The sequence below is a fragment of the Streptomyces sp. NBC_00996 genome (assembly GCF_045162675.1).
Taxonomy (GTDB): Bacteria; Actinomycetota; Actinomycetes; order Streptomycetales; family Streptomycetaceae; genus Streptomyces.
Map to the genome: position 1 here is coordinate 5,748,155 of NZ_CP108723.1, position 19,371 is coordinate 5,767,525.

The 19,371-nt window shown below is 70.0% G+C and carries 14 protein-coding genes, 1 tRNA gene and 4 pseudogenes; 11 read left to right on the top strand and 8 right to left on the bottom strand.

Annotation, left to right across the window (positions count from 1 at the left end; all coding sequences use genetic code 11):
* Positions 1 to 41: 41 nt before the first annotated feature.
* The gene (locus tag OG390_RS27010; RefSeq protein WP_406171808.1) at positions 42 to 500 is read right to left on the bottom strand and encodes a cupin domain-containing protein; all 459 of its coding nucleotides are present in this window, start codon (positions 498 to 500) and stop codon (positions 42 to 44) included.
* A gap of 156 nt (positions 501 to 656) precedes the next feature.
* On the opposite strand from OG390_RS27010, the gene OG390_RS27015 reads away from it, so the two are divergent.
* The 4 genes from OG390_RS27015 (at position 657) to OG390_RS27030 (ending at position 4,285) form a co-directional block, all read left to right on the top strand.
* Complete coding sequence (locus OG390_RS27015; RefSeq protein ID WP_406171810.1) at positions 657 to 1,286, top strand: TetR/AcrR family transcriptional regulator; 630 nt, start codon at positions 657 to 659, stop codon at positions 1,284 to 1,286.
* Between the two features lie 137 nt (positions 1,287 to 1,423).
* Positions 1,424 to 1,786, top strand: a complete 363-nt coding sequence (locus OG390_RS27020; RefSeq protein ID WP_406171812.1) for a DUF952 domain-containing protein — start codon at positions 1,424 to 1,426, stop codon at positions 1,784 to 1,786.
* 212 nt (positions 1,787 to 1,998) lie between these two features.
* Positions 1,999 to 2,823, top strand: a complete 825-nt coding sequence (locus OG390_RS27025) for a PP2C family protein-serine/threonine phosphatase (RefSeq protein ID WP_406171814.1) — start codon at positions 1,999 to 2,001, stop codon at positions 2,821 to 2,823.
* Between the two features lie 457 nt (positions 2,824 to 3,280).
* Positions 3,281 to 4,285 (top strand): MASE1 domain-containing protein, encoded by a 1,005-nt coding sequence (locus OG390_RS27030; RefSeq protein ID WP_406171816.1) that lies wholly within the window; start codon positions 3,281 to 3,283, stop codon positions 4,283 to 4,285.
* A gap of 146 nt (positions 4,286 to 4,431) precedes the next feature.
* Here OG390_RS27030 and OG390_RS27035 read toward each other — a convergent pair whose 3' ends face one another.
* Together OG390_RS27035 and OG390_RS27040 are read right to left on the bottom strand one after the other, a co-directional pair.
* Complete coding sequence (locus tag OG390_RS27035; RefSeq protein ID WP_406171818.1) at positions 4,432 to 5,229, bottom strand: cell wall-binding repeat-containing protein; 798 nt, start codon at positions 5,227 to 5,229, stop codon at positions 4,432 to 4,434.
* A 103-nt stretch (positions 5,230 to 5,332) separates the two neighbouring features.
* Positions 5,333 to 5,584: pseudogene (locus OG390_RS27040) on the bottom strand (TetR/AcrR family transcriptional regulator); the annotation flags it as partial.
* 265 nt (positions 5,585 to 5,849) lie between these two features.
* Between OG390_RS27040 and OG390_RS27045 the strand changes: the two are divergent.
* Together OG390_RS27045 and OG390_RS27050 are read left to right on the top strand one after the other, a co-directional pair.
* Positions 5,850 to 6,131, top strand: coding sequence for a hypothetical protein (locus tag OG390_RS27045; protein WP_406171820.1), 282 nt, complete (start codon positions 5,850 to 5,852; stop codon positions 6,129 to 6,131).
* Positions 6,132 to 6,461: 330 nt separating this feature from the next.
* Positions 6,462 to 6,695, top strand: a pseudogene (locus OG390_RS27050) (VapC toxin family PIN domain ribonuclease); the annotation flags it as partial.
* Positions 6,696 to 7,181: 486 nt separating this feature from the next.
* On the opposite strand, the gene OG390_RS27055 reads toward OG390_RS27050, so the two are convergent.
* Positions 7,182 to 8,084 (bottom strand): potassium channel family protein, encoded by a 903-nt coding sequence (locus OG390_RS27055; RefSeq protein WP_406171822.1) that lies wholly within the window; start codon positions 8,082 to 8,084, stop codon positions 7,182 to 7,184.
* 193 nt (positions 8,085 to 8,277) lie between these two features.
* Between OG390_RS27055 and OG390_RS27060 the strand changes: the two genes are divergently transcribed.
* The 3 genes and pseudogenes from OG390_RS27060 to OG390_RS27070 all read left to right on the top strand — a co-directional run bounded on the left by OG390_RS27060 (position 8,278) and on the right by OG390_RS27070 (position 10,770).
* Positions 8,278 to 9,411: a hypothetical protein gene (locus OG390_RS27060; RefSeq protein WP_406171824.1), complete on the top strand. Its 1,134-nt coding sequence runs from the start codon at positions 8,278 to 8,280 to the stop codon at positions 9,409 to 9,411.
* Positions 9,412 to 9,441: 30 nt separating this feature from the next.
* Positions 9,442 to 10,092, top strand: a pseudogene (locus OG390_RS27065) (alanine:cation symporter family protein); the annotation flags it as partial.
* A gap of 348 nt (positions 10,093 to 10,440) precedes the next feature.
* Entirely contained in the window at positions 10,441 to 10,770 is a 330-nt protein-coding gene (locus OG390_RS27070; protein WP_406171826.1) for a hypothetical protein, read from the top strand.
* Positions 10,771 to 11,689: 919 nt separating this feature from the next.
* On the opposite strand, the gene OG390_RS27075 is transcribed toward OG390_RS27070, so the two are convergent.
* Together OG390_RS27075 and OG390_RS27080 are read right to left on the bottom strand one after the other, a co-directional pair.
* The gene (locus OG390_RS27075; protein WP_406171828.1) at positions 11,690 to 12,787 is read right to left on the bottom strand and encodes a hypothetical protein; all 1,098 of its coding nucleotides are present in this window, start codon (positions 12,785 to 12,787) and stop codon (positions 11,690 to 11,692) included.
* 457 nt (positions 12,788 to 13,244) lie between these two features.
* Positions 13,245 to 13,553, bottom strand: a complete 309-nt coding sequence (locus tag OG390_RS27080) for a TetR/AcrR family transcriptional regulator (protein ID WP_406171830.1) — start codon at positions 13,551 to 13,553, stop codon at positions 13,245 to 13,247.
* A 467-nt stretch (positions 13,554 to 14,020) separates the two neighbouring features.
* Between OG390_RS27080 and putP the strand changes: the two genes are divergently transcribed.
* Positions 14,021 to 17,611: a sodium/proline symporter PutP gene (putP, locus tag OG390_RS27085; protein WP_406171832.1), complete on the top strand. Its 3,591-nt coding sequence runs from the start codon at positions 14,021 to 14,023 to the stop codon at positions 17,609 to 17,611.
* Positions 17,612 to 17,674: 63 nt separating this feature from the next.
* On the opposite strand, the pseudogene OG390_RS27090 reads toward putP, so the two are convergent.
* Positions 17,675 to 18,094, bottom strand: a pseudogene (locus OG390_RS27090) (PIN domain nuclease); the annotation flags it as partial.
* Between the two features lie 104 nt (positions 18,095 to 18,198).
* A tRNA-Gly gene (locus OG390_RS27095) sits at positions 18,199 to 18,269 on the bottom strand.
* 523 nt (positions 18,270 to 18,792) lie between these two features.
* On the opposite strand from OG390_RS27095, the gene dcd reads away from it, so the two are divergent.
* Positions 18,793 to 19,368 (top strand): dCTP deaminase, encoded by a 576-nt coding sequence (gene dcd / locus OG390_RS27100; protein ID WP_330306034.1) that lies wholly within the window; start codon positions 18,793 to 18,795, stop codon positions 19,366 to 19,368.
* Positions 19,369 to 19,371 lie beyond the last annotated feature (3 nt).

Consider the following 19,371-nt stretch of genomic DNA (forward strand, 5'->3'; position numbering starts at 1 on the left):
GAAGTGTCCTCAAGGGCGTCGGGAGGCGAGGGGAGGGGCGGTCAGGCGAAGTCGGTGGCGGCAACGGTGGCGTAACGGCTCATCACCTCGACGGTCGCCTCGGCGCTCATCTCCCGGCCGCCGGCGATCATGTCCCGCAGGTCGCGGAAGTACTGCACGTACAGGTCGGGCGTGAAGGTGTTGAGCAGCACCGCCGGCTCGTCGCCGAGGTTGGCGAAGGTGTGCGGGGCGCCGGGCGGGATCATCGCCAGCGTGCCGGCGGGGGCGGCATGGGTGGTCTCCCCGACGGTGAAGTGCACGGTGCCGGAGACGACGTAGAAGCCCTCGTCGTGCTGGGCGTGACGGTGCTGCGGCGGGCCTTGCGTGTGCGGGGCGAGGGTGATCTCACCGATCCCGATCCGGTGCCCGGTGGTGCTGCCGTCCTCGAGGATGCGCATCTGCGTCGGTCCCAGCCGGATGGTCTCGCCGCCGTCCGGGCCGACCAGGGAAACCTCGTTCAATGCCGCTCCTTCGAGAGAGTTCGCTCTCATGAGTTTAGGGAGGCCGCTCTCGTTGTGCAAGTGAACTCTCATAACGAGAGTCAGCAGTGGTAAAGTACTTGTGCAGGGGGGATGGGCGGACCGGCAGAGACTCGAGACTGAGGACAGGGCATACCGATGGCGACGACACCGACGGACACCGGCCGCAGCAACCAGAAGAAGCGCACGCGCACGGCGATCGTCGAGGCCGCCCGCGAACTCATCGGCACGGGCGCCGAGGTGACCATGCCCGCGATCGCCCGCGCGGCCCTGGTCTCGGAAGCCACCGCCTACCGGTACTTCCCCGACCTTCCGTCACTGATCAGCGAGGCCTTGGCGGGCGTCTGGCCCGCGCCGGCCGACGCGCTGCGACCGGTCGCGGACTCCCGTGACCCCCTCGAACGCGTCGCCTTCGCCTGCGAGTTCCTGCTCCGCGGCATACTCGCCCGCCAAGGAGCGGTGCGCGCCATGATCGCCGCCACCATCACCCGCCCCGAGACGGTGACCATGCGACCCGGTATCCGCTTCGGCCTCATCGACCACGCGCTCATCCCCCTCCAGGTCACCTTGGGGGCGACCAATCCGGACGCCTTCGCCCAGCTCAAGCGCGACCTCGCGGTGGTCGTCAGCGCGGAGGCTCTCTTCTCTCTCACCGATCTGTGCGGACTCGACCCGGACGAGGCGGTCACCAGCGCCGTACGGACCGCGACGACCCTGACCGAGGCGGCGGTCCGCGCGGCGGGTTCCCTGAACTGCGGTGATGCCTGAGGTGCGTGGGTCCGGCAAGGTCGGTCGGAGACTGCCCGATGGGCGCTGCTCCTCGGGCAGCCCTCCGCCCGGGAGCCGCCGCGACGGCCCAGGTCCCTCTTCGCCCCTCGGTCACTCCGCTGCTATATAACCGGGGCATGATCTATCACGTCGTACCGCTCGGTGAGTGGAACGCCGACCCAGGCCGGCCGTACGCGCCCGCTTCCCTCGCGGAGGACGGTTTCGTCCACTGCTCACCCGACGAGGAGACGACGCTCACCGTCGTCAACGCGTTCTACCGCACCGCTCCCAGGCCGCTGCTGGCGCTGCTCCTCGACGAGGACCGGCTCACCGCGAAGTGTGTATGGGAGGCGGCCGTTCCCGCTCCGCCGCCCGGGGTGGCCGCGAGCACCCTGTTCCCGCACGTGTTCGGGCCCATCAACCGTGACGCCGTCGAGCGCGTCCTGGAGGTCCGCTGGGACCAGGTAGGCCGGGCGACAGGGTTGGAGGGCGTCGGCTGACGGTGGCCCGGTGGCGCGGGCCGATGTACGTGGGCCTTGCCGTCGCCGTGCCACCATCGGCGAAGGGCCTCCTCGATCGCCCTCGGAAGCCGCACTGAAGCCGCACCGGCGGTCATCGTGGAGGGGGCACTGGACATCCGGGCCCTGGCCCCGAGGGGTACGGTGAGATCCTGACATAGGGCGCAACTCCGAAAGACCCGGAGTGTGATGCCATGCCTCGTCGCCGCACCGACTCCTCCAGCGGCACGGCGGAGCTGCTGGACACGCTTGGTGATCTCACCGGCCGGATACTGGATCGGATCAAGGTCCAGCAGGCCCGCGTGGAACTCGCTGCCGCGCTGCAGCGTCAGGTCCTCGCCGCCGACCTGCCGGTCCTCTCCGGTCTGCACGTGGCGGGACGGTACGCACCCGCGCGGGCCGGGCTGGACATCGGGGGCGACTGGTACGACGGCTTCCTCATGCCGGACGGCTCGGTGGGGTTCGTGATCGGAGATGTACAGGGCCACGATGTCGAGGCCGCTGCTCTCATGGGGCAGGTGCGCACCTGTCTGCGCGCCGTCGCCACCGCCACCACGGACCCGGCGGAGGTGCTCCGGCGCACCAACGACCTGCTCGTCGCCCTGGACTGCGGGCTGTTCGTGACCTGCTCGTTCCTGCGCTTCGACCCGGTCACGAGCGAGCTCGTCGACGCCCGCGCCGGGCATGTCCCCGCCGTCTGGGCCACGGCGTCCGGCCGCTGCGACATCGTCCTGACCGACGGCGGCCTGCCGCTGGGCATCCAGGCCGGCGAGAAATACCGGTCGACCCACCGGCTGCTCGCCGACGTGGGCGCGTTCGTGCTGCTCACCGACGGTGTGGTGGAAGGCCCCGACTACCCGATCGAGGAGGGTCTCGAGCGGGTGGCCGAACTGGTCGTCGGCGCCTGTCGCACCGACCCGGACGAGCTGGCCGCACACGTGATCAAGGTGGCGGACCTCACCGGCCACAGCGACGACGCCGCCGTCCTCGTCCTCCGCTACGGGGGGCTCTGGGACTAGTGCGCTGCGCCAGAAGTTCGTCGGTGGATTCGCGCCTTGCCCGGCCGGGTTGGTTGTCCGCCCATCCAGCCCCGGCCTGCGAGTATTCGGCCAAGTCGGCGGCAGTGGGGCACCAAGAACTAACGACGAATTGATGGCGCAGGACACTAGGGCGTGTCGTTTGGATCAGGCCGGGCTCGCGGGGCTCGGCACGCACATCTGCGGCGTTGTCGTCACTCGCCGACTCCCCCACGCTCGGCTTCGCTCGCGCGGGGGGGACCCATCGCGTCGACTCCCTCCTCCGCCTTGCAGCTGCACGGGCCAAGCCCGCCTGATCCGGCCTGCTCCAGACGACAGGCCCTGGCGGCGTTGCAGAGGGCGACAGGAGCGGCCGCAGGGCGAAGAATGAGGGCATGCACGGCATGTGCGCCCCCGGTGCGGCGCGCCCCGCCCGGTGTGACCGCCGACGCGGGCGGGGATGATCGACGTGGCGCGCAGTGAGCGGCTCCGGCGGTACGCGGCCGAGGGCCTGCGGATGGCTGCCGTTGTGGCCGCCTACTATGTCAGCGCCAAGATCGGGCTGCAGCAGCAACTGGTGCGAGGGCAGATCACGCCCTTCTGGCCGCCCACCGGCATCGCTCTCGTCGCCCTGATGCTGTGGGGCCTTCGCATGTGGCCGGCGATCGCTCTCGGGGCGTTCCTGGTGAACGTGATGCTCGGGCCCTCGATCCTCCCCGTACTCGCCATCGCGGTCGGCAACACGGTCGCCCCGGTCTGCGCGTACCTCCTCCTGCGGCGTGTGGGATTCCGTATCGAACTCGACCGGCTGCAGGACGCGCTGTCGCTGGTCTTCCTCGGGGCCCTGGGCGGGATGCTGATCAGCGCCACGCTCGGCACCGGAGTCCTGGTGGCCTCCGGCGCGCTGACGGCGCAGGATTTCTGGCCGGCCTGGTCGGTGTGGTGGACGGGCGACGCGATGGGAGTCCTGGTCATTGCGCCGTTCCTGCTGGCCGCGCGCAACGCCCGATGGCCACGCGGCACACCCGTCCTGCGCTGGGTCGAGGCGCTGGCCCTGGTCGGCGGCACGGCGGTGGTCACAGCCGCGGCCACCCACAGCTCGCTCGACCTTCTCTTTCTCGTCGTTCCCTTCCTGATCTGGGCGGCCTTCCGCTTCCAGCTGGCCGGCGCCGCGCCCTGCGTGCTGATCGCCTCCGTGGTCGCGATCGACGCGGGTGCCGTCGGTTCGGGCCCGTTCTCCGGTCAGGACCTGCTCGCCAAGATGGTCATCCTGCAGGCCTTCAACGGCACCGTGTCACTGACGGCCCTTCTTCTCTCGGCGATGGTCGCCGAGCGGAACCGCACCCTCCGTGAGATCGAAGAGGCTTGCGAGCGCCTGACGGAAGCGCTGTCCCGGCTCGCCTCGGACGAGACGCTCGATCAGTGGCCGTCCTCCCGCCCGAAAAGACACGATCATCGCGAGTAGCACCGCCCGTGAGACGAGCGGGCCTGTCGGCAAGGGCGCGGACGGCTGTCCCGGCTCCCACGTCCGACGACGCCCGCTCGGTGTGAGAAGCAAAAGCGGGCGCGTCCGGCAGCTTGCCGGACGCGCCCGCCGGGGCGTAGGGACGACTACTTCGTGGCCGTCACCTGCAGGGGCGCGAGGTTCGGGCTCGGAGCGGACAGGGTGCTGTGGGGCGGCGCCTGAGCAGCCGTGCTCTGTGGCGCCACGCCCTTGTAGTACGACGTGTAGTCGTAGTGGGTACCCACGCCGATCGCCGCACCGATCTTGGGAAGGACGGAAGCGTCGACCGAAGCCGTGCCGCCGAAGACGGCCACGTGGTTCACACTCGACGACATCCGCATCAGGTACCGCTTGGTGTCGTACGGCAGCGAGGTGACGTCGGTCCACAGCAGCGGACCGTAGGTGGTCATCGCCGACGACGCGGAGACGCCGCCGCGCCAACTGCCCACGGAGGCCACCGTGGCGTTCGACGGCAGCGACCACCACAGGTCGGCGAGCTGCATGGCGTTCGACTGCGGAGTGGCGCCGGCGACCCGGTAGTAGCTGTACTTGCTGGGCCAGTGCGGCATCTTGCCGGCCTTGTACGCCTTGGCCAGTGCCGACTCGGCGTCGGTCCCCACGGCGATGATCTTCGTCGTGCTCGGGCTGTACTTGTTGAGGTAGCCGTAGACGGACGCGGTCATGGTCGAGCCGTCGGTCAGCAGCACGACCGCGGTCCCCGAACTGCCCATGGAGCCCGCGGCGGAACTGGCCGCCAGGGCGTTGTGGTAGTCGGTGCCGGTGGCCAGGAAGACGTACTTCGGCGTGCTGGTGATCGTCTTGGTCACGGCCACCGAGGTGGAGTAGCGCGAGACGTCGGACAGCCGCTTGGCCACGTACCCGAGCGAGGTCACCTTGGACGCCACCGCGCTGTTGAGGACCTTGGTGCCGCCCGGGCAGGTCGAGCGAGCAGATCCGCGCGGCCTCGTCGGCGGGTATGCCGAAGTGCCGCAGCCGGCCGCGTGCGACCAGGTCCGAGGAGTGCGCGTCGTCACGGTCGGGCTGTGCGTACAGCAGTGGGCCCACGGCCGGCTGGGCGCTCACCGTCATCGCCAGGGCGAGATCGAGGTCCTCCACCTCGAACCGCCCGGCGGCCGCCGCGGTACGGATGTCACGCAGTGCGCGTGGCGCCAACCCGCGGTCGGAGCAGGCCACTTCGAGCCCACGCTTCGGCAGGATCCGGCTGAGCTGCGGGCAGCGCCGGTGCAGGCGGCCGGTCATACGGAAGCTCTGGGCGTACGCGACGCCGGGTCGTCGATGTCGGCGGTGAGCCGGTCCATGAACTCGCCGAACACCGTGGAACGGAGCGTGCCCGTCAAATCCGTAGGTGGCGAAGCGTCGGAGTAGGGCGGCCCCGGTCGTGGTCGGCTGCGGAACCACGGGGCCGTGGGGCGCTCGAGTGGTACGTTCCGCCGATCAGGTGTTACCTGGTGTGAGGGGAGAAACCGGAGGGGTGCGGACATCTCGGGGCAAAGGAGACCGAAATATGCACAGGAACCCGGTCATGCGAACCCTGGCCGCCGCCCTCCTCGCGGGCGGCGTCATCGTGGGAGCGGTCGCGAGCCCGGCCTCAGCCGCAGCCACCACGCACGGTGCCGCGTCGCTGTCACCCAACAGCCAGGCCAACGGCGGGTGCCGGTTCGGTGTGGGCTTCAACCGCGGCTTCAACCCGTACTGCGGATTCGGCTACGGCTACCCGTTCGGTACCGCCGGGTTCTTCGGCGGGTACCCCTACAGCAACACCCCCGTAGTGGTCATCGTCCGCTGACGCGCCGACGGCGTAGAAGCGGACAGAAGGAGGGCCGCCGCGTCGCTGCGCGGCGGCCCTCCTACTTTGAAGTCGTGTGTGCGCCGGTGCGACGACCACTGAGGTCCGTTCTGATCCGGCTCCGTTCGCCGCTGTCGGTGTCGGCCGGTGAGGTCGGATCAGCGGTCCTCTTGGCATGCGGGGCCCACGAAGAGGCAACCGGTCTGTCGCGTGTTCCCCGTGACCGTCAGCCGACCGGCACGGTCACGGCACGGATCTCGCTGGACGGCGAGTAGTTCCCGGCCGCGTCGTAGGTACGGGCCCGGTACTCATAGGCGCGCCCGTCGGCGGCGGGGGCGCGTTGTCATGCCGGAGATCACGGAGGACCACCTGGGCGCCGCCCAGTCGGTCCGGGTCCGCTATCGCGCGCTGGACCTCGATCTCGCCGACGCGGTGAATGTGGCGCTGGCCGCCGACTATGACACCGACGCGATCCTCACCCTCGACCGGCGGGACTTCCGGGCCGTACGCCCGTTGGGCCGTCACAAGGCGTTCCGGGTGCTCCCCGACGACCTCCCGCTCTGATTCGAGATCCTCCGCGGCCAAGCGCCCGCTCCCGTAAGGCACTTGTGTACCCGCGACGGCCTACATGAAGTCGCGGGTCGGCGCCGTGCCACGACGTGAGCGGGGTGCGGCCGCAAGGCGCCTGTGCCCTCCGCGTGCCCCCTCTTTGGGTGCAGGGGCGTCAGTAGATCGCAGGAATGGCTCGCCCATACAAAAGCCCCAGGTCGCTGACCTGGGACTTCAAGAAGAGCGGGTGACGAGAATCGAACTCGCGCTCTCAGCTTGGGAAGCGACGGCGCTTGCGTGGACGGAGAGCTCCTGACCTGGGTTTGTGCGCTCCGGCGTGGTGCCCGAGAGCGCAGGATCGCACCGCTGTTGACCGTGGTTGACCCGTCTTACGGGCACGCTATGGGCACGCCGTCCGATCGGACTCGCCCAGAGCCCCTCTCGTCGGTTGAGGAGTTGCCGAGCACTGGAATCGGCCACTGGGCGGCCCCCGCGGCCGGGCTACGCGAGGCTGGAGGGGGAGCCGGCCTCGGACGCGCTGAGGGTGCCGTCCGCGGTGCCTGTGTCCAAGCCGGTGCCGGTGCCGAGGGCGGGGGCGCTGCCGGGGCTGTTCTCGGGTCCGGTGTCTCCAGCGGTGTGCGGACCTTCCGCGGAAGCGGACGGGGCGGTGGGGCGTTGGGCGTGCAGTTCGTCGCGGAGTCGGCGGACTTCTTCCGTGAGGGCGGAGATCTCGCTGCTCGTCTGGGCCTCGGTGGCTCGGAGTTCGGAGAACCGGTCCATGAACCAGGAGGCGAGTGTCGCGGTGACCAGACCCGCGAGCGCGATGCCGCCGACCATCAGCGCGATGGCGATCAGGCGCCCCTCGGTCGTCGTGGGGTAGAGGTCGCCGTAACCGACGGTGGTGACCGTGGTCACCGACCACCACAGAGCGTCGCCGAACGACGTGATCGTGGCGTCCGGGTTGCGCCGCTCGACGTCGAGGATCGTCAGGCTGGAGAGGAACAGCAGCAGCGCCGTGCAGGCTGCCACGTAGGTACCCAGACGCAGCCGGACCCGGCCCAGGGTGGAGGCGTTGCGGCGCACCACCATGAACACGATGGTCACCAGCCGCAGGGGGCGCAGCGGCGGCAGGACCAGGGTCGCCAGGTCGAACAGCCGTACCTTGACGAATTGCCACCGGCTGCCGGCCACGGTGAAGCGCAGGGCGAACTCGACGGCCAACAGCGCCCAGATGACGAAGGTCACGGTTTCGGCGGCGTTCCGCCAGGTGCGGGGCAGTTCCGGGGCGAGGATCGGCACCGCGTAGGCCGTGAGGTAGACCACCGCGAGGCCGATGAGCCAGCCGCCGGTGCGCTGCTCCCAGCGCCGAAGCCGTTGGTCCCTGATGGCAGGTGTGGCAGACATGGCACGCCATTGTGGCATCGGGCCCGGTACGACGGTCACGGCGGCCTGCGCTTCGGCCCACCGAGGGAAGGCTAGGGAACCGGCAGCGCGGGCAGGACGAAGCGAGGCTGTGATCCGCATGTGACCGCGGCCACGTAAGGTCCCCTGGGCCACGATGACTCGTGGCGACAGCAGGCGAAGACGGGGGCAGGACATGGAATACCGGCGCGCGGTGATACCGGCGGTGGCGGGCGGACTGATGGTGACGCTGCTCCTATGGTGGGCGGGGGCGAGCGCCGACGCGCTGCATCTGGAGGGCGCCACCGACGTTCTGGGCTACGAGGCCGTCGCCCGCCTCCAGAGCTGGCTGCTGCCCTGGGCGTACGAACCCTCCGGCGGGGCCGCGGGCGGGTACCTCGACGGGACCGGCGCTTCCCGTTATCTCGGCCTGCACCACACGGCGATCCAGATCCGCTTCGCCGCCGTGTTCGTCGTCTACGCGGCCGGGGCGCTCCTTCTGGTCCGGCGGCTTCCCCCGGAGCGCGGCCGGACGTGGGCCGCACTGCTCGCACTGTGGGCCTGGGGCCTGGTGGCGGCGACCCTGGCGGTGACGGTGTCGGCCCCCTGGCTCATCGCGGCTGGGGGGCACGGCAGCTACCGGTTCCTGCCGCAGTTGGCGTCCCTCTCCTCGGCCGGGCGGCCGATCGTGGTGCCGGTGGCGCTGGCCGCGGCGGCATGGACGGTGCTCGTGGCGCGGCTGGCGCTGAAGGGCGCCGAGCCCCAGCCACGCGAAAACGTTCCGGCGCGGCCGGCCCTGCTGGCCGCCACCGTCGGAACCGCGATGGTCGCGGTGTCCCTGGTCGTCCTGTCGTACCAGTCGAACGCCGCCACGCTCCAGACGGCCTTCACGGGCGGCGGGCTGCTCGGTGAACCGGGTGACCTGCTGCGCCAGTGGCTGCTGCTCGGAGCCTGGTCCGGTCCGGCCGGCGCACCGCTCGGCGACTGGCTCCTGTACCGCCTCGGGGACGTCCTGCTCCTCGCCGTGGTCTGGTGCGCCCTGCGGTGGCTGCCCGGGCGGCTCACCCGGGTGTCCGTCCCGGCGATGGCGGCGTGCGGGGTCTGCGCGGTCGTCCTCGGGCTGCTGGCCGAACAGGTGCTGCGCATGGCGAGGGACGGGACGCAGATGCGTTCGGGGCTGCTGTACATGGCGTCCGGCCTCGGTGAGGGGGTGACCGCCGCACTGCTCTGGGGCGTCCTCGCGGGCGTCGCGGCCACCGTGACCCTGCGGGCGGCCGACGGCCGTACCACCTCACCCTCCGACGGCCGTACCACCTCACCCTCCGGCTGACGTACGGACGGCACCACGGCGGACGGCGCGACGGTCACCTCCTCGGCCTTCGAGACCGTCCTGCCGTGGTTCCCGAAGCCCCTCGCCGTGGCCGTCCTGCTCTTCGCGGTCCCGCCGATGATCACCTGGTCGTACTGCGGCCGCACGGCGTGGACTCACCTGTTCGGCAAGACGAAGACCAGCGAGCGCGTCTACCAGCTGGTCTTCTGCCTGTTCCTCGTGATCGGCGCGGTGCTCACCTTCGGCAGCGTGCTGGACTTCACCGACGCGGTGCTGTTCTTGCCGGCTCGCCGTGGCTGTTCCCCGCTCGTCGGGCGCGACGCTCAGCCGCCGACCACTCCGGCGTTGATGCGCCGCCCACGCGACGTGTCCACGATGACGGGGATGCCATCCGGGATCCGTCCCTGGAGCCGGTCGAGCAAAGCTTTGACCTCTGCGTATACGGAATCGAGACCGTCCCGCCTGCCTCTCCCCACAACCCCGGAGCTGTCCCGTGTGTCTAGTGCCGCGTCAGCCAAGGTTTGCCCGTTAAGGAGCGGCGTCCGGTGCGGCGAGTGGGGGAGCGTGCCGGGCGTCGCGACGGGGCGAACCTTGGCTGACGCGGCACCAGGAACGAGTCGGCGGCCGGCCGCGCGGCGCCGCACACCCTGGTCACGGTGGTCACGCAGGACGTGGCCGTAGCCTCATCGGTCGAAGAAAGGACTTGCCATGCCCGGTCTCAGAAGTACGTCGGTGATGGTGGTGATGGGCGGGGTCCTGGTGCTGACAGGGTGCCAGGATTCGTCGGGTTCCCACGCAGGCTCGGGCGCCCCCTCTACCTCCTCGTCCTCGCCTTCCGCGAATGCCTCTGTCCGGTCGGGCACGCCTTCGAACGGTCCTGCCACCACGCCCCCGGCATCTGCCACCACCACGCCCACGCCGTCGCACACCTCTGCCGCCCCGGCCAGGGCCACATCTCCCACTCCCGCCGGAACCCTCCCCACGCCCGCGAACCACCCCGGCTGCCGCAATCTGGCCGCCGGTAGCGAAGTGAAGGCCGCTGTGACGGGGGCGTATCAGCGCAGCTTCCCCCGCTTCGTCCATGTCCAGCCGGTGCCGCACCAGTTCTTCTACGGCCAGTGCGGCGGCGTCCGCTACGCCGCCACCCGTTTCGAGGCCACCCCCGGTGCCACGCACGAGGAACTCGTGGGCATGCAGGACGAGGGCAGCGCCACCAAGTACTTCCGCGGCACTTCCGGGGGCAGTTGGATCTACATCGCCAGTGACAGCTTCCCCCGTGGGCCACACGGGTGCGGCGATGTCCCGCAAATTCCCGACAGCCTGGCCGCGGCCTGGGGAAACTGCCCGGTCGTGCAGTGAACTTCGAACGTCGGAGACTCTGACCGGCCTTCCGACCGGCGGAGGTCGGGGCCTCGTCGATACGGGGCGTCGAGGATGCCGACGACGCCGAGTCCCTTGCTCTTCGCCGGAGTCGTGTTCGCGCAGTCCGGGCACCCGGAGACTTCCGGATCCCGGCAGTGACGGCGGACCGTGCGCTGGGGCAGACTTCGCGCCGAAGCGCGGAATCGGAGTGGGACGTGGCGGTTTTCCTGTGGTGCTGGATCGGCCTGTTCGCTGCGGTGCTGCTGCCTCTCGGTATCGTCATGCTCCGCGGCTGGGCACCGAAGAGGGTGCGCACACGGTGGTCCCCGGCGCGGATCCGGGTGCAGGGAGTCTCCGCGCTCGTGCTACGCATGCCTGAGCTTCGGCCTCGCCTGTGCCCTCGTCCCTGTTGGGGTTGTTGTCTGGGCATCGTCCCTTTAGGCAAGGTGCGCGCCCGCAGGCCGCAACAACCCACCACTGTACGAACGGCCTGGACGCCACGGACCACGTCTGCTCGGCTCTGTCAGGGCCGATGGCAGGCGCGACGGAAGCTCACAGCCGGGGGCGCCCGGTCAAGCGCACGGCCCGGATTCGCCCGAACCGCCGGTCGAAGAGACGGGACGAGCAGAACGGCGAGCCCGATGACGGTGGTTGTGGTGATCGGCCTCGGGGTTGCAGTGGTCCAATGGCTCCTGGACCACTGGTGGATCCTCCTCCTCGCCGCCTTGGCCGCGACTGGGCTGCCGATTCGAAGTCCCCGCTGCCGAAAAGGACTTCGACAGCCGTCGCCGCTCCAGTAGCCACGCCAGTCGCCGCCGGGGTGACGACCTCGCTGTCGGCCCGCACCACATCCGTGCCGGCCGTCGGCCAGGTGTCCGGCTCCGGGCAGGCCTTCATAGGCGCGGGGTCGGGGCCGTCAGGGTGCGTCAGGGTGGACGGTGGGGCCGGGGAGCTCCAGGCCGGTGCAGCCGCGGCGCTCGGCCTGGTCCGCAGCGAACTCGTCGAGGAGGCGCCGCACTTCGCTCATCGGCAGCACCGACCGGGAGGCGTCCGGGGTGTAGCTGTTGGCGAGGAAGTTGGCGGACTCCCCGGCACACCGGGCTTTGGCGCGGCCGAAGTTCTCGCTGAGCAGCGCGTCGCGGGAGCTGTGCCCCTCCGGGATCCGCACGTTGGCCGCGAGCAGCGTCTCGAAGGGCTCTTCCGCCCAGTCGCCGTACCAGCCCGTGAGGCTCACGGCGGACTCGCCCGTCCCGGAGTCGATCAGCGAGCAGCTGGTGATCGGGGCCCCCTCGTCCGTGGGCGCGAGCACCTGCCACTCCTTGCCAGACGTGCTGCTGGGCAGCGTGTCCCGGGCCAGCCAGCCGCACATGGTGCCCTCCGCCTGGCTCAGGGACAGCTTCCTGGCGGGTTCGACGCGGTCCGGCAGCGGCAGCGGGTCGGCCCCGCAGCCGAGCTCGGCGTTGGCGCCGTTGGCGATGCGCACGGCCGTGCGCAGGGACTGGGGCGAGGGGTCGTTCTCCACCCCGTGGGCGTACACGTTGGTGACGAGGCGCCGCTTGCGGCCCTCGGCGTCGGGGCCGAGTTTCGGGCACTCCTGAATGATCACGGGGCCGAACTTGCCGTAGAAACCGGGGACTGACCTGGGATAGACGTAGTGGGGGTCTCTCGGGACAGTGAACTCCATGGCCAGCGGGCCCAGCGGCTCGCCCGTGTCGGTCTGTGCCTCGATCTTGAGGACGAAGTGCCGGCCGTCGCTCTCGTCCACCCCGCACCTGAGCGAGGAGCTCCCGGAGCCGAAGGTGTCCCTGCCCGCCTGCAGCCGTTCGTTCGGCAGCAGTTCGGCGAGGTCGTCGCCCGACAGGTTGCCCCCGCACAGCGTCGCGGCGTACCACCAGGGCTGCCACACCGGCTTCGCCGCCCAGCCGCCGCCCGCGACGACGGCGAGCACCACCGCCACGATCCCGAGCACTCGCCCGCTGGGCAGCCATCGCCGCCCCCGTATCCCCATTGCCATGACCTGCGGTCTCTTACCTTCCCAGGGCCCTCCGTCGACGGGCGCAGCCTACGTCACATCACGAGTAGGGCAACGGCGTCACCAGGGTTGGTTCACGACCTGCCGGAGCAGCACTCCTGCAGGTCGGAGCATCTGATCGGTCCCGACGAACCGAATGGAGTCGATCTTGTGGCACGAGTCCCGGACACTGGACGAGCCGTCGCCCCCGGCCAGAGCCAAAGGCCGTCCGACCTCGCTGAGGGGAACGGCATGCTGAGGGCTCGGATACGCAAACGCCTGCGGCGAGTGCCCTGAAACCACAGGCCAGTGGCACGATTCGGCGAACAGGGGCAGCGGCCGGGTGGCATCCGCCAAGCCCTCGTGCTCTTCGTGTGTCCAATCGACGCGTGCTCGGCAGACCAGAAACCGGTTAAGAACCATCGGCAATGCATGAACCCCAGGCCGCTGACCAGGGGTTTCACATGGAGCGGGTGACGAGAATCGAACTCGCGCTCTCAGCTTGGGAAGCCTTCCAGTCCGTGTCGCTCGGCGGTAGGTCGATCTCGCCGAACACCGCGTCCACCATGCCGTCGAGCATGTCCTCCCTGCCCGCGACGTGGTGGTAGAGCGACATCGCCTCGACGCCCAGCGGTTCGGCTATGGCCCGTATGGTGAGCGCGGTCGACCCCTTCTCGTCCGCCACCGCCACCGCCGTGCGAATCACCCGCTCGCGACTGAGCAGCGTGCGCGCCGACGCCCCGCGCCGGCCCTTGCCTCCCGCGCGCATCCGCCCTCATTGGTTGTCCGCGCTTACGTTACGGGCACAGTGTGGGCACAGGCCGTGAAGACAGGTGGGCAGAGCGGGCGCGTACGGGCGCCTGCTTGGCTCGGCTCGTTCGGACATCCGGCTCGGGAGAGCCTTTGCGAGTACACAGCCGGCCTCGGGGCCGGTCGCGGTCACGGTGCAGGAGCGTCAGCCCCTGCACCTGGCCGGTTGGCAAATGCGGCTGGGACGGGCGTGGCGCGCCCGGGCGGCAGCCGGCCCCGACAGGCGGCCCGCGGCAGCCGCGCGATCGGGCCGAGTTATGCGCGCCTGTCCCGCATATCGGTCGGTGCGGCCGTGCGGCAACCGGCGCGGAGGTCCGGTCGCTCCCTTACGACCCAGATCTGTACATTTATACGTCAGGACACACATGGCTGCCAGGCGTGCCGACGGTCGCGCCCGTGCTCAGGAACCTCGCAGGCTAGGACACCATGTTCGACTTGAGTGCGCCGATCGTGACCACGTTCCTCGTGTATGTGGCCGCCGTGATCGGAACGGGTGTCTGGGCGTACACCCGCACTCACACGTTCGCCGACTTCGCCCTGGGGAGCCGCCGGCTCAGCGCGTTCGTCGCCGCCCTGTCCGCAGGGGCCAGCGACATGTCCGGCTGGCTGTTCCTCGCGCTTCCCGGAGCGGTGTACGCGGCCGGCATCGGCGCCAGCTGGATCGCCGTCGGCCTGGTGGCCGGCACCTACCTCAACTGGCTGTTCGTCGCGCCGAGGCTGCGCACCTACACCGAGCACGCCGGTAACGCCGTCAACCTGTCGGCCTATCTGGAGGAGCGGTTCGAGGACCGCACCCGGATGCTCAGAATGGCCTCGGCGGCGGTCACCCTCGTGTTCTTCACCGTCTATGTCGCCAGCGGGCTGGTGGCCGGCGGTTTGTTGTTCGAGCAGGTCTTCGGCATCCGTTTCGGGCTCGGGGTGACCCTGACCGCCCTGGTCATCGTCATCTACTCGGGCCTGGGCGGCTTCCTCGCCGTGAGCCTGACGCATGTGATGCAGGGCGTGCTGATGTTCCTCGCCCTGCTCGTGCTCCCCCTGGTCGGTGTCGGGTTGCTCGGCGGCTTCGGGGCACTGCGCGACGCTCTCGACGACAAGGCGCCGGGTCTGCTGGACATGGGGGCCGAGATCGACTACACGGACGGCCGGTGGTCGGCAGGCGGGTCACTCGGTGCCGTCGCGATCATCTCGCTGCTCGCCTGGGGCCTCGGCTACTTCGGTCAGCCGCACATCCTGGCTCGCTTCATGGGCATCCGCAGCATCCGTGCCATCCCCGCGGCCCGCCGTATCGGAACGGGTTGGGTCATCGTCGTGCTCGGCGGTGCCACGCTCGTCGGCCTCGTCGGGATCGGGCGGCTCGGCCCGCCGCTCCGTGCCCCGGACACGGTGTACATCGTCCTGAGCCGGGCGCTGCTCAATCCCTGGATCGCCGGGGTGATGCTGATCGCCGTACTGGCCGCGATCATGTCGACAGCGGACAGCCAGCTTCTTGTGTCCTCCACCGCTCTCACGGAGGACTTCTACCGCGCGCTCCTCAACCGGCGTGCCTCGGACAGGGCGCTGGTGTGGGTCGGTCGCGGCGCCGTCGTCGTGGTGATCCTGGTGGCCTTCGTGATCGCGCTCAGGGGTGGTGGGCTGCTGGGCATCGTCGCCTACGCTTGGGCGGGCTTCGGAGCCGCCTTCGGGCCGGTCGTCCTCCTCTCGCTGTACTGGCCGCGCATGACCTGGGCGGGGGCCATGGCCGGGATCGTGTCGGGCGCGGCCACGGTGCTGCTCTGGAAGAAGATCAATCCACTGCTCGGGCCGCTCGAGTCGGGCATCTACGAAATGGTCCCGGGCGTGCTGGCCGCCACGGTCGCCGCACTGGTCTTCGGCAGGTTCGTCGGCCGTCCGCCGAAACGGGCCTTCTGGCGGATGCCGGGCGGCGGGGTGAACCAGCTGATGCTCGCGCCGTTCCTCACCCATGCACCGGTCGGCATCGCCGTCCTGGACACGGACCTGCGGTACGTCTGGGTGAACGAGCCGCTGGACCGCCTGATCCCCCTCGGACAACGGCTGGGACGGCAGGTGAAGGACGTGCTGCCGGTGCTGGAGGCGGAGGCCTTCGAGGAGAAGATGCGGACGGTTCTCCAGACCGGGGCCCCGGTGATGGACTACGAGTTCCGCGGCCCCGGTTACACGGACCCCGACCGCGAACGCGCGTCCTCCGCCTCCTTCTTCGCCATGAAGGACCGCCAGGGCCGGGACGTGGGCATCTGGTACATGGTCATCGACGTCACCGAGCGCCGGCGGGCCCAGAAACGCCTGGCCCTGCTGAACGACGCCGGTGCCCGTATCGGCAGCACGCTGGATGTGACGCGGACCGCGCAGGAACTGGCCGACGAGGCCGTGCCGTCTCTCGCCGACTTCGTCGCCGTCGACCTGCTGGACTCGGTCATGAGGGGCGAGGAGCCGGCCCCCGGACCGGTCGGCATGACGCCCGTCATTCGCCGCGCGGGGCAGCAGTCGGTGCGCGAGGGCAGTCCGGAGGCGAGTCTGGCCGTGGGAGAAACGGTACGGCGCGCTCCCTCGTCGCCCGTGACCCGCTGCCTGCTGGAGAGCAGGACCCTGGTGGAACGGATCCTGGACCCCTCCACCAGCGCCTGGGTGACCGAGGACCAGTCCCTGGGCGCCTCCATCCGCGCGTTCGACTTCCGCTCGCTGATGGTGGTTCCGGTGCGGGCGCGCGGCGTCACCCTGGGCGTGGCGACGTTCGCCCGGTCCCGGCGTCTCGGCCCCTTCGAGGACGACGACGTACGCCTCGCCGAGGAACTGGTCTCCCGCGCGGCGGTGTGCGTCGACAACGCGCGCCGCTTCACCCGCGAGCGCACCGCGGCCCGTTCCATGCAGCGTTTTCTGCTGCCGCAGGAGCTGACGGGAGGGTCCGCTTTGGAGGCGGCGTCGTGGTACCTGCCGGCGGATGCCCCCAGCGGTGTGGGCGGCGACTGGTTCGACGTGATTCCGCTCTCCGGAGCCCGGGTCGCACTGGTCGTCGGGGATGTCGTCGGACACGGCATCAACGCGGCGGCGACCATGGGGCGCCTGCGCACCGCGGTACGCACGCTCGCCAACCTGGACCTCCCCCCGGACGAACTGCTGGCCCATCTGGACGACCTCGCCATCGGCCTCATAGGAGCGCACGGCGACAAGGAGCCGGCGGAGGACGGGGACGAGACCGCGGGCACCGCGTTCCTGGGGGCCACCTGCCTCTACGCCGTGTACGACCCGGTCAGCAGACGCTGCACGCTGGCCCGGGCCGGTCACCTCCCGCCCGTGACTGTCGGCCCGGACGGTACCGTCGCCGTCCTCGACCTGCCCGCCGGACCACCACTCGGCCTCGGGTACCTCCCCTTCGAATCCGTCGAGGTGGAGCTGGCCGAGGGCAGCCTCATCGCCCTCTACACCGACGGCCTCATCGAGACCTACGACCGGGACATCGACGTCGGGCTCTCCCTGCTGTGCGACGCCCTCGCGGTGCGCGGGCCGACGCTGGAGGAGATCGGCCGGGGCGCGGTCGATGCCCTGCTGACGGGTCCGCCGTCCGACGACGTGGCCCTGCTCCTCGCCCGGACCCACGTCCTGGCTCCCGACCATGTCGTCTCCTGGGACCTGCCCAGCGACCCGGCCGCTGCTGCGCACGCCCGCACCCTCGCCGTCCGGCAGCTGGCGGAGTGGGGCATGGACGATCTCACCTTCACCACGGAGCTCATCGTCAGCGAGCTGGTCACCAACGCCATCCGCCATGCGATCGGACCAGTCTGTCTGCGCCTGATCCGGGACCGCGGCCTGATCTGCGAGGTCTCCGACGCCAGCAGCACTTCGCCGCGCCTGCGCCATGCCCGGACCACCGACGAGGGAGGGCGGGGCCTGCTGATCGTGGCCCAGCTCGCCCAGCGATGGGGCACCCGCCACACGACGACCGGCAAGACCATCTGGACGGAGCAGACCATTCCCGCCGACACGTTGGCGCCTTCCAGGTAGGTCACTTGGCTGCTGACCTGGGCCTCGCGGCTCCTCGGAACAGCCGACCTTCGACACTCTGCCTCTGCCGGCTTCGGGGCCGTGCCACTGGAGTGCCTGGCCGGTGACGGCCGCGATGCACTCGAAGTCCCGGTCGCGGTGCAGGAGAGTCAGTCCCTGCAACTCGGCCGTGGCGGCCACCAACAGGTCGACGGCCCCACCGCTGAGGTGCTGTCCCCGCTGGGTGAAGAACTCCTGGACCTGTCAGGCGCGGTCGTAGACGCGGTCATCGACCGGCACCCAGCCGAAGAGCAGGCGCATGTCCTCGATGCCTTGTGTACGGTCGGAAGCGGAACGCGCGCTGTAGAAGAACTCCAGCTCGGTGATGGGGCAGGTGGCGATGAGTCCGGCGGTTGCCGCCTGGTCCCATCCGTACTGCTCGGCGTCGCCGCGCAGCAGACGGGCGAGGGCACTGGTGTCGATCAGGAACTGCGCGGCGTTCACTGGCAGTAGACGCGCTTGCCGAAGCTGTCGGGATGCGGTGGCGGCGCCGAGCGGCACGATGAGCAGGATGCCGACCGGGCAACTGACCTGGGGTTTCTCTCAAGAGCGGGTGACGAGAATCGAACTCGCGCTCTCAGCTTGGGAAGCTGATGTTCTACCATTAAACTACACCCGCGTAAGACGCCGGTTGGGCCGGTGTCGAATATTCGCTCACTCTACCTCATGCTTGGGTCCCCGGTGCGGAAGCCGTGGGGCCCGGTCGCGTTTCGGAGGGTGGATGTGACTGCGGGGGACCGGAGTTGGGGCGTACCGTAGGGGCTCGGGAGGGGTCCGTGGGGGACCGGAGTGCCGCCTGGAGGGCCGTACCTTTCATCCCGTAATGTGGCTTTCGCCGTCGGTCACGCCAGTGCCTGACGAAGGCTCTTGGGGAAGGGACTCTGAGGACTTGATGGAGCGCACCGTCGTCCGTTGTGCCGAGGGGCACGTGTTCAGCACCGCTTCGTTCCCGATGCAGCAGGCCGAGCGGCTCGGTCCCGGTCGGTTGATCCGGTGTCCGCGGTGTGCGCGGCTCCGGAACGTTGTTCCGGTGGAGCTGGAAAAGCATTAGGGGCAGAAAACGAAGCGTTCACGCCCACGTGGGCAGGCGCGCGGACCGTCACGATTGTGGCCGGTCCGCGCGCCTTGCGTATCCTCGGGACGTGCTTCTCTCAGACAAGGACATCCGGGCCGAGATCGACGCCGGGCGGGTCCGGATCGATCCCTACGACGAATCCATGGTGCAGCCGTCGAGTATCGACGTGCGGCTCGACCGCTACTTCCGGGTGTTCGAGAATCACCGCTACCCGCATATCGACCCCGCCATCGAGCAGGCGGATCTCACGAGACTCGTCGAGCCCGAGGGCGATGAGCCGTTCATCCTGCATCCCGGGGAGTTCGTGCTCGCCTCCACCTACGAGGTCATCTCGCTGCCCGACGACCTCGCCTCGCGGCTCGAGGGGAAGAGCTCGCTCGGGCGGCTCGGGCTCGTCACCCACTCCACCGCCGGGTTCATCGACCCCGGCTTCTCCGGGCACGTCACCCTCGAGCTGTCCAACCTCGCGACGCTCCCCATCAAACTGTGGCCGGGGATGAAGATCGGGCAGCTGTGCATGTTCCGGCTCAGCTCGCCGGCCGAGTTCCCGTACGGCAGTGACCGGTACGGGTCCCGCTACCAGGGGCAGCGCGGGCCGACCGCCTCCCGGTCCTTCCTCAACTTCCACCGGACCCAGGTATGAGGG

Coding starts and splice junctions, on each gene's coding strand:
- OG390_RS27015 (WP_406171810.1), top strand. CDS start 657: ATGGCGACGACACCGACGGACACCGGCCGCAGCAACCAGAAGAAGCGC.
- OG390_RS27020 (WP_406171812.1), top strand. CDS start 1,424: ATGATCTATCACGTCGTACCGCTCGGTGAGTGGAACGCCGACCCAGGC.
- OG390_RS27025 (WP_406171814.1), top strand. CDS start 1,999: ATGCCTCGTCGCCGCACCGACTCCTCCAGCGGCACGGCGGAGCTGCTG.
- OG390_RS27030 (WP_406171816.1), top strand. CDS start 3,281: ATGATCGACGTGGCGCGCAGTGAGCGGCTCCGGCGGTACGCGGCCGAG.
- OG390_RS27045 (WP_406171820.1), top strand. CDS start 5,850: ATGCACAGGAACCCGGTCATGCGAACCCTGGCCGCCGCCCTCCTCGCG.
- OG390_RS27055 (WP_406171822.1), bottom strand. CDS start 8,084: ATGTCTGCCACACCTGCCATCAGGGACCAACGGCTTCGGCGCTGGGAG.
- OG390_RS27060 (WP_406171824.1), top strand. CDS start 8,278: ATGGAATACCGGCGCGCGGTGATACCGGCGGTGGCGGGCGGACTGATG.
- OG390_RS27075 (WP_406171828.1), bottom strand. CDS start 12,787: ATGGCAATGGGGATACGGGGGCGGCGATGGCTGCCCAGCGGGCGAGTG.
- OG390_RS27080 (WP_406171830.1), bottom strand. CDS start 13,553: ATGCGCGCGGGAGGCAAGGGCCGGCGCGGGGCGTCGGCGCGCACGCTG.
- putP (WP_406171832.1), top strand. CDS start 14,021: ATGTTCGACTTGAGTGCGCCGATCGTGACCACGTTCCTCGTGTATGTG.